The following is a 12,993-nucleotide window of genomic DNA, read 5'->3' as shown; positions in this document are numbered from 1 at the left end:
ACAAGATATCCGAAAGTCAAAAGTGAAATACACTACATCTAGTGTATTTCTTTCTCATTAAGCACAACATCTTGTTAAAACAGCTGTGTTCAACCTGTGGATAATTCGCCTAAGTCAATGCAATCTTTCTTACTTTCTTGCCCTGTTGGAGGCTATGTGTTAAACCAATTTCTAGACTCCTTTCTCATGACAAAGATTAGATTTTTTTCTCAAATCTGGTCACTTTTATCGTTAGGATAACTGCTCTATGGCCGACCTGACCCGCTTTGGAATTTCCATCGATGAACGCCTCCTGACCCAGTTCGATGAGATGATCAACAACAAGGGCTACGTCAATCGCTCCGAAGCGATCCGTGACCTGATTCGGGCAGCGCTGATCGAAGAGCAATGGGCCGATGAAAGCCAACAGACCATCGCCACGGTGACCCTGGTCTACGATCACCACACCCGCGACCTGTCCGATAAATTGACCGAGCACCAACACTCCCATCACGAAGAGATTGTCTCGACATTGCACGTCCACCTTGACCATCACAACTGTCTCGAAGTCGTTGTCATCAAGGGCCAGGCGAGCCGAGTAAAGCGGATCGCTGACGAACTGATCGGCACCAAAGGGGTCAAGCACGGCAAACTGGTGGCAACAACAACCGGCCAGAATCTACTCTAAGCAGTCCCTGCCAACGCAGCTGAAAGGGTCGAACCGGCAAAAAACCAACAAAAAGTCCCGATCTGGCTAACAGATCGGGACTTTTTTTAACTTGAGCAAGGGGACTGAACCTCAGCTATTGTTTAGCAGTTCAACCGACGGGACTCTCCGTAGAACCCGGCTCCGTACCTGCAGCGCGAAATTTAATTTGCAACCCTTTGAGAAAATTACGCAACATCTGATCATTGCAGTCCCGATAGTGTTTATGTTCCGGCCGGCGGAAAAAGGCACTCAATTCGTGTTTACTTATCTTCACCTCAACCAAAGCCATAATCTCCAAAATAGCTTCGGCTTGCAAATTTAAGGCGATTTTAAGTTTTCTGAAAACGATATTGTTGTTTAAGCGCCGCTCCGGTTCGGGTTGTGGCCCTTCATTTTTTCCCCGCTTATCGATAATAAACCCATTCAGAAACATTGCCAGTTGGGCATCACTGCATTCCTGATAGGCCGGATCATCCTCTTTTTTCAGCCAGTCGCTGATCTGCTCCCGGGTAACCGGATGATCCGCCAGGCCGAGCAGCGCGATCATTTTCGAATCGCTGAAATCAAAAATAAAGCGGATACGGCGTAAGATGTCATTATTGTTCACAGATATACTCTCCGTTTGTTGATGTCCTGATAGACCACTTAAATGCTGAGATCAATTGGCCCTGAATTTTCTTCAAATACTATACCCATCGAGGGAAGCAATAGTTATGCACCCCGCAGAGCAAAACAGTCAACCCGCCAAAAGGGAATGACTGTCTCGACAAAAAGTTCAACCAGAAACAAACCGCTCGAGCAGTGAACGAAAAGAGTCCGCCGAGGTCGCGCGTTTGAGCTTTTTTAACTCCCGTTGCAGCTCTTCGTCGGGGATGAAATTGAGCAGGTCTTTGAGCTTCATCAGCGCCTGCCGCTCGCCGCAGAAGCGCTGCAGATAACGCGGCAACAGCACGCCGATATAATCCGCAAGTTCCTGCCGGCGCTGCTGTTCATCAACCTGCAGCGGCGCAAGCCCACGAATCCGTTGAAACAACCGTGGATCTGCTAGGGCGCCGCGACCGAGCATCAAACCGGCGACACAGCTGTCGGCCAACAAGCGCTGCCCCATGGCGGCACTGTTGATATCACCGTTGGCGATCACCGGCAGGCTGGTGCGCTGCACAACTTCTGCGGTCAATTGATGATCCGCTTGTCCTGCATATTTTTGCTCCACGGTACGCGGGTGCAGGATCAGGTAATCGAGACCGCAATCTTCAAAATCGGGCAACAGCTGGAAAATCTGCTGTGGGTCATCGTAGCCGGCCCGACACTTGACCGAAAAGCTGCCACTGATCGCCTGTCGCAACGAGGTCAGCAATTCGATCAATTTAGCCGGGTCACGCAACAGTTCGCCACCGGTCGCCCCGGTGGTCATCCGCCCGTAAGGACAGCCGAGATTCAGGTTGAGATGCTGGCAACCGGCATCCTGCACACGGACCGCCGCTTCGGCCAGTGCTTCGGCGTTGTTGCCGATCAGCTGCACAACCAGCGGCACGGCTGCATCGTGGGCAGCAATGTCCGCCAGGTCGGCCTTGGCAATCCGCTTGCGCGACTGTGGCTGGACGCGGACAAATTCGGTAAAAACCAGATCAGGCGCAACCGTTTCGATAAAATAGCGGCGCAGAGCATCGTTGGTCAGCCCTTGCATCGGCGCCAGCATTAACGGCGGTTGGTCAGTCGACCAGGGGAGTTTATTCATCATAATCTTGGAGGCACCAACGGCTGCAGCAGTGACTCCAGACCGTTGACCTTGATTTCATAGATTTCCAGCAGTAACTGGCCAAGTTCTCCGGTCGGCAGATTATTACCGACCAGCCAGACCACGTACGGTTCCGGCAGTTCTACTAGGTAGCGACCGGCATATTTACCGTACGGCATTTGTGTCCGCGCCAGTTTGCGTAGCGCCTGCGGGTCAGCGAAGAGTGTCTCAGCCATCGTTATTGCGCTGCTTTTTTATCTGATAAAGGCGAACATCGGCCAGCTTGAGCAGATCTTCGGCCGATTGCAATTGATCTTCAAGCACCGAGGAAATGCCGAAGCTGATGCGGATCGGAATCTCTTCTCCCTGCCATTTCATCGGCTGGTCGACAAACCGTTCCGCCATCCGCCGCAGCAGAATATGCGCTTGCGAAAGCACGGTTTCCGGCAGCAACAGGACAAATTCATCCCCAGCCAAACGGGTCACCATATCGGACTGGCGACTCATCTGCACCATCCCCTCCGCCAGGTATTTCAATAACGCATCGCCACAGTCATGCCCGTAAGTATCATTGACCGGCTTGAACAGGTCGAGATCGACAAAAGCCAGCGACAGATGAGACTGATAACGGTGTGCTCGGGCGTAGTCCCGCTCCAGCGCCTGCTCCATGGCACGCCGATTGTGCAGTTCGGTGAGTGGATCGTGGAAAGCCAGATAGGTCAGATTTTCGTGGGCGGTCACGTTGGAGAGGAACAGCGAAACCTTGACCGCCAGGCGCTCCAAGTGGATCGAGTTATAACCGGGGTGAAAGCGCTGTGTCGAGGAATCGGCCAGATTGAGACTGCCAACAAGTTTGCCGCCCAGGCTGACCGGCACCATCGCCAGCGATTTGAAGTGGAATTTGTCCAGTTCCGGCAGCAGCGCCCGGTACGGAGTCAGATTTTCATTTTCCAGCAGCGGCTTATCGCCAGTCCTGAACAATTGCTCGAACTTTTCCCGCTCGATCAGGTTGAGACATTCGCGCATCCGCGAGCTCTGCGCGGCTCGGTAAATCGGTGCAGCAGCCTCCTCGTCGCGAACCAGGCTGAACCAGACATGCGGCACAGCAAAGATATCGCCGATCTGTTCTTGCAGAATCTGGAAGAAATCACGAAAATTGAGCACCCCCAAAATACGGGTCTCCAGCAGGTGAAATTTTTCCGCCAGCTGCTCAATTTCGCGGAACCGTTCAATGATGGTGTCGTGACGCATAAAAATGTTCCCAGTTCAAAATAGAAGGAGAGCGCAAAGGTAGCACAGGCACTACACAAAGCTCAATCGAGCAGCACACGCAACTGTTCCAGCAAGGTCTGATTGGCAGCGTGGGAAAGAACCGCAACGCGAAAGAAGCGCTGGTCGAGGGGAGCAAAATCAGCGCAGTTGCGGATCAGCAAACCCTGTTCGTGCAGACGGCTGGCTAACTCCGCAGCACTGAGTGAGCTATCCGGCAAACAGCAAAGCAGGTAGTTCGCATCACTACTGAAGACTTTAAGCCCCAAAGCTTCAAGCCCTTTTTGCAACTCATCTCGCAATTGCGGGGTCTGCTGCAAAGTCTGCCGCTGATAATCCTCGGCCACCAGGCAGGCCTTACCAGCGGCAATCGCCAGATTCGACATCGTCCAGGGTTCCTTGACTGCCTGCAAGCGCTTAATATCCGCTGCTGAGCCAGCCACGTAGCCGACCCGCAAGCCGGGAATAGCATAAAACTTGGTCAGCGAACGCAACACCAACAGGTTATTAACCTCCGCCACCCTCGGTAACAGCGAGCGGTGTGGGCAAAAATCGACAAAGGCCTCGTCAACCAGCAAGCGGCACGGCCCAAGCTGCTCGGCCAATTGCAACAACAGCTGCGGCTCGATACCGACCCCGGTCGGATTGCCGGGGTTGGCCAAGAGTACCAGATCGGTGTCGCTCTGCAGCGCCGCCAGCACCCGCTCCACGGAAAAAGTAAAATTCTCATCGGCAGACAAATTTACGCTATCGATCCGGCAACCAGCCTGCTGCAACGCGGGTGCATACTCGCTGAAACAGGGCTGCACCAGCAACGCCCGACGCGGACGCAACACCCGCGGTAACAGGTAAATCAATTCGGTTGAGCCACTACCGGGCAGCAGATGTTTTTCCGCCAGACGATGAAAGCGGGCCAGCTCACTCCGCAACGAAGCGGCTTCGATCTCCGGATAGTCACCGATCCGTTCGATGGCGGCGAGCAGCGCCTGACGAACCAGCGACGGTGTGCCGAGGGGATTGATGCTGGCGGAAAAATCGTTAATCGCAGTGCGCGGCAGAGTGAGTTCCGCCATCGCCTGATCAACACCACCACCATGAATCGGCTTACTCATAACACCCCCAAAAGCAGCAAACTCAACAGCACCATCAGAAAAGAACTGAGATAAAGGAGCTTGATCAGCTGACGATAGTGTTTGACCGTCGGCCGCTGCTCAGCATCACCAAAAGTCGGCTTGTCGACACGCTGACCGAAATAAACCGCGGCGCCTCCAAATTGCAGATTCAACGCCCCGGCGGCCGCCGCTTCCGGCCAACCGGCGTTGGGGCTGGCATGTTTGGCAGCATCGCGCAACATCACCTTAAGCGCTCCCCGGCCATTTAATTGCAGCGGGAAGGCGGCAGCGATAAAGAGAAAACCGGTCAACCGTGCCGGAATATAGTTGAGCAGATCATCGAGCCGCGCGCCGGCCCAACCGAACTCACGGTATTTATCGTTTTTATAGCCGACCATCGAATCGAGGGTACTGACCGCCTTGAACGCCAGCGCCAGCACCGGGCCACCGATTACCAGATAGAACAGCGGCGCAATCACCCCGTCCGAAGCGTTCTCCGCCACGGTTTCCAGGGTTGCCTTGAGAATCTCTTCTTCATTCAGATTGGTGGTTTCGCGACCGACAATCATCGCCAACGCCTGGCGCGCCGCTGGCAGATCGCCGCGCTCCAGTTGTTTGATCACGCTGGCACTTTCGACATGCAGTGAACGCAGCGCCAGACAGCTCCAACCGAGCCAGAGCGCCGCCAGCCAGGCCAGCAGTCCGACAACAGTCCCGGCCACTTTCAGCAACAGCGTCGCCGCAAAAACCGTCGCCGCTAGAACCAGAATCACCAGCACGACCCCGGCCAAACGTTGCTGCGGGATCGCTTTACGCAAAACATCCTCGAGCTTGCCGATCAACCGCCCGATCCAGACAATCGGATGAGGCCAGCCGTGCGGGTCACCGAGCAGCAGATCGAGCAGCAAGATGGCGCAAAGCAGGCCGACGCTCATTGTTTAGACTCCGGGGCTTGCAGCCAGGAGACAATCGTTTCAATATCGAGATGGGTTTCGAGATGATCGGCCAGCTTGTTGAGCTCGGCATCGAGAGATTGCTGACTGGAGGAAACCGTCGGAGCGGTGCTACGTCCGGCCCGCAAGGGGGCCAGCACCGCATAACGCACCTGGTCATCATCGAAAAACCCATGCAGATAGGTCCCCCAGACCCGGCCATCGGCAGAAACCGCACCGTCATTGACAGTAACCGGCTCTCCGGAACGGCTGAGCAATTGCAGCAGCGGACGACTCATGATACCGCAGGTCGATTCTCCGGCATGAATCTCGTAGCCGCTAACATCGGCCATGCCACCGAAACCAGCAGCGTAAGCGGCTTGCTGGAAACGCGCCGTCACCTGATGGGTCTGCTTGCCCGGTTTGAGAATCGTGTCGACATCGAGCAGGCCCAAGCCTTGCGCTGCGGCGCGCTCCGATTCCACTCTCTCGGGATCACTGATGGTGGTGCCGAGCAGCTGAAAACCGCCACAGATACCGATCACCCGCCCACCGGCAGCATGATAAGCGCGGATCGCCGCCGACAGCCCACTGTCCTGCAGAAATTCCAGATCGGCCAGCGTACTCTTGGTGCCGGGCAGGATCAGCAGATCCAGACCGTCAAGCTGTTCCGGCTTATCGATGTAATTCAGAGCGACATCGATTTCCCGCTCGAGCGGATCGAAATCGGTATAGTTGGAAATCCGTGGCAGCCGCACCACGCCGATCTGCAGACCACTTTTGGCGACCGGCTGTTTGCGCGACAGCGCCACCGAATCCTCTTCCGGCAGGTGCAGCTCGGTCATCGGTACCACCCCGAGCACCGGCAGGCCGGTCCGATCTTCAATCGCTTCGATGCCCGATTGCAGCAGCGAAGCATCACCTCGGAACTTATTGATGATGATCCCTTTGACTTGCGTCCGCTCTTTCGGCGAGAGCAGTTCGATCGTACCGACAATGGCGGCAAACACCCCACCCCGGTCGATATCGGCGACCAGAATCACCGGCGCCTCGGCCAACGCCGCCGCTTTTAAATTGGTGATATCGTGAGACATCAGGTTGATCTCGGCAATACTGCCAGCCCCTTCCATGACCACCAGGTCGACCTGCTGCGCCAAGCGGCGATAGGATTCCTCGACCTTCTGCAGCGCTGCGGGCTTGTACTGATGGTACTCGCGGACACTCATGTTACCGACCGGGCGACCCTGAATGATCACCTGCGAACCGGTATCGCTGTTCGGTTTGAGCAGCACCGGATTCATGTCGATATGCGGTTCCAGCCCACAAGCCGCCGCCTGCAGCGCCTGGGCGCGGCCGATCTCGCCACCATCCGGGGTAACCGCCGAATTGAGCGCCATGTTCTGTGCCTTGAAGGGCGCAACGACCCAACCACGACGGACAAAGATACGACAGAGCCCGGCGTTGATGACGCTCTTACCGACATCACTGCCGGTGCCGCCGACGAACAACGCTTTCGGCTTTTCTTTTGTTTCGAGAGTCTGTTCATCGCGGCAAAAGTACTTGCCGGCGTAACCGCGCGGCGTCACCAGCCGGCCAGCAGTATCGAGATAGGTCGAACTGTTGCCGATCACCACCAGCGAAAACATGTCGATCTCACAGGCAAGCATTTCTGCCAACGTCGTCACAGTCACCTCTTCCCCGGCCCGGCAGGCGTTTCGGACGATGCCGACTGGCGTTTGCGGCCCGCGGTGACGCAGCAGGATCTGTTGCGCCGCACCGATTTGGCTGGTGCGACCACGACTTTTCGGGTTGTAAAGGGCGACGACAAAATCGGCACTACCGGCGGCATTGAGGCGTTGCCGGATCAACGGCCAGGGAGTCAACAGATCGGAAAGCGATATCACGGAAAAATCGTGCATCAGCGGTGCGCCAAGCCGTGAAGCGGCGGCCTGCACGGCGGAAATCCCCGGTACCATTTCGACGTCCAACTCCCGTCCGTCGAGCAGCTCCAGAATCAGCCCGGCCATGCCGTATACCCCGGCATCTCCAGAACAGACCAGCGCCACCTTGGCTCCGGCCTCGGCCCGGTCCAAGGCCAACTGACAGCGTTCCACTTCCTGACGCATACCGCTGGACAGCAGCTCTTTACCTTCGATCAGTTCGGGAATCAGCTCAAGATAGGTTTTATAGCCAGCAATGCAGTCGGCCTGTTCGATAGCCGCCCGTGCTGCCGGAGTCAAATGTAAAACGTCGCCGGGACCCAGCCCGACGACCCAGAGTTTTCCTGTCATTTCGTATATCCAGACAAACTGTAGGGGCGACCCGGTGGGTCGCCCGTGGTGATCGGGCGACCCACCGGGTCGCCCCTACAAATACCTAATCTTGAATTTCCGCCACCGCCAGGGTCAGGTTGCCGACCTTCTGCTTGCGGATCAGCATCTCCCCCATTCCGGAGGAGAGCAGCGCCGCCGGTTCACAGACGCCCTTGGCACCGACCGCTTTTTGCGCATGCAATGAAACCGGACTGGGCATATCGACTTGATTCAACTGTTCGGCGGTATGGAACTGCAACGGCAAACGGAATTTTTCGGCGAATTCCAGCAGTCCAACTTCATCCTGTTTAGCGTCGATACTGGCAATGCAGGCGATACTGGCAAAGGCGAGAAACGACTGCTTGAGCTTGTTGCGCACCGCTGTTTCGATTTCCTCGGCACTGGTGCCACGATTGCAGCCGATCCCGACCACCAGATCACGCGGCCGCAGGGCCAGCATTTCCGGCTGATTCTGCAAATGCGGCAAAAACCGATGGGTGACGAAAACCAGACCATCGGCAGTCGAACGGGTGGCAGCGGCGAAGTTCTCGTAGCGAGTCACCCCCACCACGCCGGCAAAGGTTCCAGAGATCCGCCGGCGCTGGTCAACCAGGCCAATTTTGCCCCCTTCGAGCAACAGTCGATTGAGGGTCTTCAGGTGCGCGACCGGATCAACCACCAGTCCGGCATCACGTGCGGCCTGATCCCAGGCCGGCAGGTTGTTGACATCGGTTGCCGTAGTAATCACCGCCGTTGCGCCACTGACGGTTGCCAGTCGGCGGGCCAGATCGTTGGCACCACCGAGATGCCCGGAGAGCAGGCTGATGGCAAACTGCCCCGCTTCATCCATCACCACCACGGCTGGGTCCTGGTCCTTGCCCTGCAGCTCACGACCGAGAATCCGCACCACAATACCGGTCGCCATGATGCAGATCAGCTGTTCAACCTCGCTGAACAGCTGCGGCAACCAGATCGCTAACGGCTGATCAAAATATTCACAATCGTCGCCACCACGAAATTTCTCCGGCAGATAAACCCGTGCCTCCGGCAATTCGGCACCAAGCTGGCGCGCAAGCTGTGCCCCTCCAGAGGTGATAGCGACGATGGCGAGTTTCATAGGTCCTTACGCGGGCGACCCATGGGTCGCCCCTACAGTACGGTGCTTAAACTTTCCGATAGCCGTGCTCGAAACCGGGATCGTAGAGCTTCGACTTCTCCGGCACCCCCTTGCTGCGGGCATTGAGAACTTCACCGACCAAAATCAGCGCCTGTCGGGTAATACCGGCCTGGGCAACCTTTTCGGCAATATCTGCCAACGTGCCCTCAACAGTCCGCTCATCCGGCCAACTGGCACGATAAACCACGGCCACCGGCGTCTGTTCAGTGAAGGTTCCACCAGCCAGCAGTTCGGCGACCAGCTTGTCCATCATGCCGACGGACAGATAAAGACACAGGGTGCCACCGTTTTGTGCCAGCCGCTGCAGTTGTTCCTTATCCGGCACCGGGGTGCGGCCGGCCAAACGGGTCAGAGTCAAGGTCTGGGAAACGCCGGGCAGGGTCAACTCCTGCTTGAGGCTGGCGGCAGCGGCGAAGGTGGCTGTCACTCCGGGGATCACCGCATAGTCGATGCCGACGGCATCAAGGGCTTCCATCTGCTCCTGGATCGCCCCGTAAAGGCACGGATCTCCGGTGTGCAGACGGACAACCTTCTTATCTGCCCGACAACCAGCGATCAATATCTCCAGCACTTGGTCGAGGTTGAGCGGCGCGCTGTCATGAATTTCACAGCCGCCCGGGCACTCGGCCAGCAGTGCCGGATTGACCAGCGAACCGGCATAAACCACCACTTCGGCCTGCTGCAACGCCTTGAGCCCTTTGACGGTAATCAGTTCTGGATCGCCAGGACCGGCGCCGACAAACAGTACCTGCCCCACTTTAAGAATATTTCCAACCATGACCTAAACCTTCTTCACTCTGATGGGTACGCCATTATTCTTTGACCGCAGTGATAATATAAACAGGGTTATAGGCCTCGAACATTTTGTAGTTTGAGAGTGGTCGGGTACGGGAGATGTTGACCGTCACCACTTCGACCTGATAACCGGCATTGCCGAAATACTCGTTGGCGGCGGTCAGGGTATCGAGAGTCACGGCATTCAGGACAATCCGCCCACCGGTCGCCAGACGATGATCGACGGTATCGAGGATATCCCAAAGCCGGCCGCCGCTGCCACCGATAAAGACCCGGTCAGGATCGGGCAACTCTTCCAGACAATCGGGAGCGACCCCTTCGATCAAGGAAACGTTACGGGTGTTGAACTTGCGCAGGTTTTCCTTGATGAACTGACGACACTCTTCATTGCGCTCGATAGCAAAAATCCGGCCGTTCGGCAACAGGTGATCGGCTTCAACGCAGATTGAACCGGAACCGGCACCGACATCCCAGAGACACATATCGTGACGCAGCTTAAGCTTGGCCAGGGTCACCACCCGCACCTCTTCTTTGGTAATCAGCTTTTTGACCGAAACAAACTCATCATCGGGAATCCCGAGGGTCGGCACATACTGATGGGCATCGTCCTCGTATTCCTTGATCAACAACAGCACGTTGAGTGGTGCCGCGTCGAACTCAAGCAAGCCCTTGACATCGGTGATCCGAATCCGCTCTTCATCGGTCCCCAGGTTCTCGCAAAGGTAGGCCTTGTAGCCACCACGCCGTCGGCTAAGCAGCTCACGCGCAATGGCACCAGGAGTGTTGGTATCATCAGTTAACACGGCCGCTTTATCGTTGGCGACAATCCGGTCGACGGCATCCTTCAACTCCCGACCGTGGGCGGAAACAAACACCGCATCGTCCCAGGGCTCGCGGATCTTGGCAAAGGCGTACTGCACCGAAGTGACATTGGGCAAAAATTCGATCAATTCTTCCGGTAGGTTGCGCAGCAGATAGCGGCCAATACCAAAAAACAGCGGGTCACCCGAGGCCAGCACTACGGCACGGCAATCGCACCCCTGCAGACGGGTCACCACTTCGGCCAGGTTTTTACCGATGGTCAATTTTTCACCGGGAAATTCCGGGAACAGCTCCAGCAGTCGCCCGGCTCCGAGCAACAAATCAGCTTGACAGATCAGCTCCAGCGCCTGCGGAGTAAAGCCTTCCTGACCGGCAATTCCAGCACCGATGACATGAATCGATTTCATTCTTTTCGCCTCCCTTGGGGGATGGACAATTTAGGATATTTCAACGGAAAACTTTCGCCACCTGCCCATGATAATCAACCAACAGCATCGACAAGTCACTGCCCGGCACCTGTGGTTGACAAATAGTCATTGCCTCACGACCAACCCGCTCAACCAAAAGGGAATCAGCACCGTAAGTTTCCAACACCTGCCGAGCGGTATTGATCGACTCTAGCTGTTGACAAGCAGCAGCGTCAAGATCGATCTCTTTGCCCCAGCGCAGCAACTGCTTAAGATCGAGCTGCGAATGGCGCACATGGGTCTGCGGATGGCCGCAGGAAATTTTCAACAGCTTGGCGAACTGACCGGAAATGGCAACCTGCGACACCCCCTTGCGGTGACAGGCTTCCAGAGTATAGCCGATATAGTCGCCCATCATAACGAAGGCTTCTTCTGGCAGCGTAAAATACTGCTGCGCCGCCAGTTCACTGGTGCGCCCGGTCGACAACACCACCGTTTCGACTCCGGCGGCCAGGGCGACATCGATTGCCACTTCCAAGGTGTCGGTCCAGGCCTTGTGCGAGATAGGTCGAACCACGCCAGTAGTCCCAAGCAACGACAAACCGCCGAGGATCCCGAGCCGGGCATTGAGGGTCTTCTCTGCCCGCTTTACGCCATCGGGAATCGACAAGGTCAGCTGCAAACCAGCAGATTCTGGAAAAACCTCGCCCACCGCCTGATTAATCATCTGCCGTGGAACCGGGTTGATGGCTGGCTGATCGACGGCCACCGCCAAACCCGGCTTGGTCACCCGACCGATACCGGTTCCGGCAACAATCCGCAAACCAGGAACGTCCGTGCGCTGCATCTCAGCATGCATCTCGATGCCGTGGGTAACATCTGGATCGTCACCGGCATCCTTGATAACAAAGCAGCAAGCCACACCAGCGCTAACCGCCTGCCCATGCAGCTTAAATTCAGCAGTAACACCCGTTGGCAAAGTGATTTCGACCGTTTCGGCAACCGCATCACGCAACAGCAGCGCCGCGCCTTTGGCCGCAGCGGCAGCACAAGCGCCGGTAGTATAACCACTGCGCAGCGGATCTTTAGCCATCAGCCTGAATCATCAGCGCGTTAAGGATTGCGGCGGCAATAGCCGACCCCCCTTTGCGACCTTCGATAGCAATGTAAGGCAGATCGGTAGCCAACAGCGCCGCTTTCGATTCAGCAGCACCGACAAAGCCGACCGGCACACCAACGATCAGATCGGGCTGCACTGCACCCGCCTCGACCAGGCGCAACAGTTCGAACAGGGCAGTCGGGGCATTGCCGATCAGAAAGATACTGCACCCTTCCGCCACCCCTTTGCGCAGGGCGAAGGTCGAACGGGTCAACCCTTCGGCCTTGGCATCGAGTGCCACCTGCGGATCGGCAACATGGCAAACAACACTGCTACCCAGCTTGCCGAGGCGACTTTTGTTGACCCCGGAGAGCACCATGTTGGTGTCACAGAGAATCTTTGCCCCATAACGCAAGGCCATCACCGCACTGTCGACCACATTCCAGGAAAAGTGCATCTGCTCCGCCATTTCGAAATCGGCGCTGGTATGAATCACCCGCCGCACGACCGGCCACTGCTGGTCATCAAACTGGTGCGGACCGATTTCACTGTCGATGATGCGGAAACTCTCGCTTTCGATCTCTTCCGGTTTTAAAACGGTTGGCCCTTCAGACATCAGTCGACCTTTTCACGTAGGGGCGA

At 56.5% G+C, this 12,993-nt stretch carries 13 protein-coding genes; 1 reads left to right on the top strand and 12 read right to left on the bottom strand.

Translation table 11 applies throughout. The features are described from left to right. The first annotated feature begins 247 nt into the window (after nucleotides 1–247). Nucleotides 248–667 (top strand): nickel-responsive transcriptional regulator NikR, encoded by a 420-nt coding sequence (gene nikR / locus ACZ5PT_RS07450; protein ID WP_464266184.1) that lies wholly within the window; start codon nucleotides 248–250, stop codon nucleotides 665–667. 130 nt (nucleotides 668–797) lie between these two features. Here nikR and ACZ5PT_RS07445 read toward each other — a convergent pair whose 3' ends face one another. The 12 genes from ACZ5PT_RS07445 to ACZ5PT_RS07390 all read right to left on the bottom strand — a co-directional run bounded on the left by ACZ5PT_RS07445 (nucleotide 798) and on the right by ACZ5PT_RS07390 (nucleotide 12,967). Beyond that, nucleotides 798–1,295 carry a YehS family protein gene (locus ACZ5PT_RS07445; protein ID WP_464266183.1) on the bottom strand — a complete coding sequence of 166 codons (498 nt, stop codon included), beginning with the start codon at nucleotides 1,293–1,295 and terminating at the stop codon, nucleotides 798–800. 168 nt (nucleotides 1,296–1,463) lie between these two features. After that, nucleotides 1,464–2,429, bottom strand: coding sequence for a tRNA dihydrouridine synthase (locus ACZ5PT_RS07440; protein WP_464266182.1), 966 nt, complete (start codon nucleotides 2,427–2,429; stop codon nucleotides 1,464–1,466). Then, nucleotides 2,426–2,662, bottom strand: coding sequence for a DUF3820 family protein (locus tag ACZ5PT_RS07435; RefSeq protein WP_464266181.1), 237 nt, complete (start codon nucleotides 2,660–2,662; stop codon nucleotides 2,426–2,428). The genes ACZ5PT_RS07440 and ACZ5PT_RS07435 overlap by 4 nt, the downstream gene beginning before the upstream one ends. Continuing rightward, a complete protein-coding gene (locus ACZ5PT_RS07430) occupies nucleotides 2,655–3,677 on the bottom strand; it encodes a diguanylate cyclase (RefSeq protein ID WP_464266180.1) in 1,023 nt (340 codons plus the stop codon). The genes ACZ5PT_RS07435 and ACZ5PT_RS07430 overlap by 8 nt, the downstream gene beginning before the upstream one ends. Nucleotides 3,678–3,739: 62 nt before the next feature. Then, nucleotides 3,740–4,807 (bottom strand): threonine-phosphate decarboxylase CobD, encoded by a 1,068-nt coding sequence (gene cobD, locus ACZ5PT_RS07425; protein ID WP_464266179.1) that lies wholly within the window; start codon nucleotides 4,805–4,807, stop codon nucleotides 3,740–3,742. Next, entirely contained in the window at nucleotides 4,804–5,742 is a 939-nt protein-coding gene (gene cbiB, locus ACZ5PT_RS07420) for an adenosylcobinamide-phosphate synthase CbiB (protein WP_464266178.1), read from the bottom strand. Before cbiB ends, cobD begins: the two co-directional genes overlap by 4 nt. Beyond that, nucleotides 5,739–8,030, bottom strand: coding sequence for a cobyric acid synthase (locus ACZ5PT_RS07415; RefSeq protein ID WP_464266177.1), 2,292 nt, complete (start codon nucleotides 8,028–8,030; stop codon nucleotides 5,739–5,741). The genes cbiB and ACZ5PT_RS07415 overlap by 4 nt, the downstream gene beginning before the upstream one ends. Before the next feature lie 85 nt (nucleotides 8,031–8,115). Further along, nucleotides 8,116–9,168 (bottom strand): cobalt-precorrin 5A hydrolase, encoded by a 1,053-nt coding sequence (locus tag ACZ5PT_RS07410; protein WP_464266176.1) that lies wholly within the window; start codon nucleotides 9,166–9,168, stop codon nucleotides 8,116–8,118. A gap of 46 nt (nucleotides 9,169–9,214) precedes the next feature. Then, complete coding sequence (cobM, locus tag ACZ5PT_RS07405; RefSeq protein WP_464266175.1) at nucleotides 9,215–10,006, bottom strand: precorrin-4 C(11)-methyltransferase; 792 nt, start codon at nucleotides 10,004–10,006, stop codon at nucleotides 9,215–9,217. A gap of 34 nt (nucleotides 10,007–10,040) precedes the next feature. Next, the gene (cbiE, locus tag ACZ5PT_RS07400) at nucleotides 10,041–11,252 is read right to left on the bottom strand and encodes a precorrin-6y C5,15-methyltransferase (decarboxylating) subunit CbiE (RefSeq protein ID WP_464266174.1); all 1,212 of its coding nucleotides are present in this window, start codon (nucleotides 11,250–11,252) and stop codon (nucleotides 10,041–10,043) included. Nucleotides 11,253–11,292: 40 nt separating this feature from the next. Further along, entirely contained in the window at nucleotides 11,293–12,345 is a 1,053-nt protein-coding gene (gene cbiD / locus ACZ5PT_RS07395) for a cobalt-precorrin-5B (C(1))-methyltransferase CbiD (protein WP_464266173.1), read from the bottom strand. Beyond that, the gene (locus ACZ5PT_RS07390) at nucleotides 12,338–12,967 is read right to left on the bottom strand and encodes a precorrin-8X methylmutase (RefSeq protein ID WP_464266172.1); all 630 of its coding nucleotides are present in this window, start codon (nucleotides 12,965–12,967) and stop codon (nucleotides 12,338–12,340) included. Before ACZ5PT_RS07390 ends, cbiD begins: the two co-directional genes overlap by 8 nt. Nucleotides 12,968–12,993 lie beyond the last annotated feature (26 nt).

This window comes from Desulfuromusa ferrireducens, assembly GCF_055389805.1.
Note: the sequence above shows the minus strand (reverse complement) of the source record. Positions and strands in the feature narration are given on the sequence as shown.

Excerpts from the sequence above, each read along its gene's own strand:
- nikR (WP_464266184.1), top strand. The coding sequence starts at position 248 with ATGGCCGACCTGACCCGCTTTGGAATTTCCATCGATGAACGCCTCCTG.
- ACZ5PT_RS07440 (WP_464266182.1), bottom strand. The coding sequence starts at position 2,429 with ATGATGAATAAACTCCCCTGGTCGACTGACCAACCGCCGTTAATGCTG.
- ACZ5PT_RS07435 (WP_464266181.1), bottom strand. The coding sequence starts at position 2,662 with ATGGCTGAGACACTCTTCGCTGACCCGCAGGCGCTACGCAAACTGGCG.
- ACZ5PT_RS07430 (WP_464266180.1), bottom strand. The coding sequence starts at position 3,677 with ATGCGTCACGACACCATCATTGAACGGTTCCGCGAAATTGAGCAGCTG.
- cobD (WP_464266179.1), bottom strand. The coding sequence starts at position 4,807 with ATGAGTAAGCCGATTCATGGTGGTGGTGTTGATCAGGCGATGGCGGAA.
- cbiB (WP_464266178.1), bottom strand. The coding sequence starts at position 5,742 with ATGAGCGTCGGCCTGCTTTGCGCCATCTTGCTGCTCGATCTGCTGCTC.
- ACZ5PT_RS07415 (WP_464266177.1), bottom strand. The coding sequence starts at position 8,030 with ATGACAGGAAAACTCTGGGTCGTCGGGCTGGGTCCCGGCGACGTTTTA.
- ACZ5PT_RS07410 (WP_464266176.1), bottom strand. The coding sequence starts at position 9,168 with ATGAAACTCGCCATCGTCGCTATCACCTCTGGAGGGGCACAGCTTGCG.
- cobM (WP_464266175.1), bottom strand. The coding sequence starts at position 10,006 with ATGGTTGGAAATATTCTTAAAGTGGGGCAGGTACTGTTTGTCGGCGCC.
- cbiE (WP_464266174.1), bottom strand. The coding sequence starts at position 11,252 with ATGAAATCGATTCATGTCATCGGTGCTGGAATTGCCGGTCAGGAAGGC.
- cbiD (WP_464266173.1), bottom strand. The coding sequence starts at position 12,345 with ATGGCTAAAGATCCGCTGCGCAGTGGTTATACTACCGGCGCTTGTGCT.
- ACZ5PT_RS07390 (WP_464266172.1), bottom strand. The coding sequence starts at position 12,967 with ATGTCTGAAGGGCCAACCGTTTTAAAACCGGAAGAGATCGAAAGCGAG.